The sequence below is a fragment of the Intestinibacter sp. genome (genome assembly GCF_022780145.1).
Lineage (GTDB): Bacteria > Bacillota > Clostridia > Peptostreptococcales > Peptostreptococcaceae > Intestinibacter.
In genome coordinates this window covers 1-2,435 of sequence record NZ_JALEXO010000068.1, presented here as the reverse complement: position 1 = coordinate 2,435, position 2,435 = coordinate 1, and the positions used below count along the sequence as shown (strand labels likewise).

Below are 2,435 nucleotides of genomic sequence, written 5' to 3'. Positions count from 1 at the left end.
TTTGTGCAGCCCTTCTTCACGATGTAGTAGAAGATACAGATGTTACTGGGAAAGATATAACAGATATGTTTGGAGAGGAAATCTCAGATATGGTTGCAGGTGTTACTAAATTAAGTACTATCCAATTTGCAACATTAGAAGAAACACAAGTAGAAAATTATAGAAGAATGTTTTTAGCAATGGGAAAAGACATAAGAGTTATATTAATAAAACTTGCAGATAGACTTCATAATATGAGAACACTAAAATATCTAAAAAGAGAAAGGCAAATTGCAAATGCAAAAGAAACTCTAGAACTATATGCACCACTTGCAAATAGGTTAGGTCTATATTCAATAAAAGCAGAACTTGAGGACCTTGGCTTTAAATATATGTATCCAGAAAAATATTATGATTTAGTTGAAAGTATAAATAAGAAAAAAGATGAAAGACTAAAGTTTATAGAAAAAATAATGGATGATATAAGAGTTCAGCTAAAAAAACAAAGAATAGATGCAGAAGTTACAGGAAGAGCCAAACACTTGTACTCTATATATAGAAAGATGATAAGAGACAATTGTACAATAGACCAAATATATGATTTATTTGCTATGAGAATTATAGTAAACTCTGTAAAAGACTGTTATGCTGCACTAGGTGTAGTTCACGAAATGTATAGTCCAATGCCAGGAAGATTTAAAGACTATATAGCTGTTCCAAAACCTAATATGTATCAATCAATTCATACAACATTACTTGGAGAAAAAGGAACACCTTTTGAAGTTCAAATTCGTACATGGGATATGCATAAGATTGCTGAAAATGGTATCGCAGCACACTGGGCATACAAAGAAGCAAATTTCTTAGGTAGAGGAAAGAAAAATGTAGTTGTAACAGAAGATAAACTTGCGTGGCTTCGTGAAACTTTAGAGTGGCAACAAGAAATGCAAGATCCAGAACAATTTTTAGATAATTTAAAAAGAGAACTATTCGAGGATGAGGTTTATGTATTTACCCCAAAAGGTTTAATAAAGGTTTTACCAAAAGGAGCAACACCAATTGATTTTGCATATTCTATTCATGCTGAAATTGGAAATCACATGACAGGTTGTAAGATAAATAGCAAAATGATGCCTATTATCACTCCATTAAAAAGCGGAGATATAATAGAGATAATTACATCTGATAATTCAAAAGGTCCAAGTATGGATTGGCTTAAATTTATAAAGAGTGCACAAGCTAAGAATAAAATAAATAGTTGGTTTAAAAAAGAGAAAAAAGCAGAGAATATTGAAAAGGGTAAAACTTCTATTGATAAAGAATTAAAAAGATTAGGTTTATCTCATGACAAATTATTTAAAACAGATTACATTACACCAATGCTTAATAGATATAAATATAAAGACTTAGACGAAATGTATGCAGCAGTTGGATTTGGTGCAAATTCAGCAGGAAAAATAATTGCTCGTATGCTTATAGAATACAGAAAAGACCATAAAGAAGAAGAAATAGAAGAAAAGCTTGAAGAATTATCTAAAGCTAAGACAGATAAAAAAGCAAAACCATCTAGTAATGGTATAATAGTTAAGGGAATTGATAATTGCTTAGTAAAGCTTTCTAAGTGTTGCAACCCACTTCCAGGAGATGAAATTATAGGATATATTACAAAAGGTAGAGGTGTTTCTGTTCACAGAAAAGATTGTGTTAATGTTAAAGATTTATTAAAAGAAGAAAATAGAATTATTGATGTTTCTTGGGTAGAAGAAAAACAAGCTTCTTATAATGTTGATATAGAAATTTCAGCAAATGATAGAAGCGGATTACTCGCAGATATTACAAAAGCTTTATCTACCGCCAAAGCCAATATTGTTGGAATTAATGCAAAAACTGGTAAAGATAGAATTGCAATTATAGAACTTACATTAGAAACAAAAAATATAGATGAACTTAATTCTATTTTAAAAGCTGTTCGCAAGGTGGATAGTGTTTATGAAGTAACAAGAAAGAAGGTTTAAAATTTAATGATACTAAAGAGATTAAAAATATCAACCTGGATAGGGGATGAAACAAACTGTTATATTGTTTTTGACCAAGAAAGCAAAGAAACTATGGTTGTTGATCCAGCAGGTGATGTAGATAGAATTATTGAAATGATAAATATTTTACAAGGAAATTTAAAATATATTTTTCTAACTCATTGCCACGGGGACCATATAGCAGGAGTTAAGGAATTAAGAGAGAAAATGGGTGGAAAGGTTTTAATTCATAGATTAGATGCAGAAGGTTTGAACAATAAAGAAATAAATCTTACTGAATTTATGGATGGACTTCCAGAAATCGAAATAGATGCAGATTCTAGATTAGATGATGGAGATTTAATTCATTTAGGTAATCTTGAATTTAAAGTTATTCATACACCTGGACATACTAAAGGTGGATGTTCCTTATATTTAGAA

2 protein-coding genes are annotated in these 2,435 nt (G+C 30.2%); both read left to right on the top strand.

Features of this window, described 5'->3' with window-relative positions:
• Positions 1-1,994: RelA/SpoT family protein (locus MR593_RS02570; RefSeq protein WP_290686675.1), on the top strand; the 1,994-nt coding region annotated here is incomplete at its 5' end.
• 6 nt (positions 1,995-2,000) lie between these two features.
• Positions 2,001-2,435, top strand: a 435-nt coding sequence (locus tag MR593_RS02565; protein WP_290686673.1) for an MBL fold metallo-hydrolase, incomplete at its 3' end; no start/stop codon positions are given.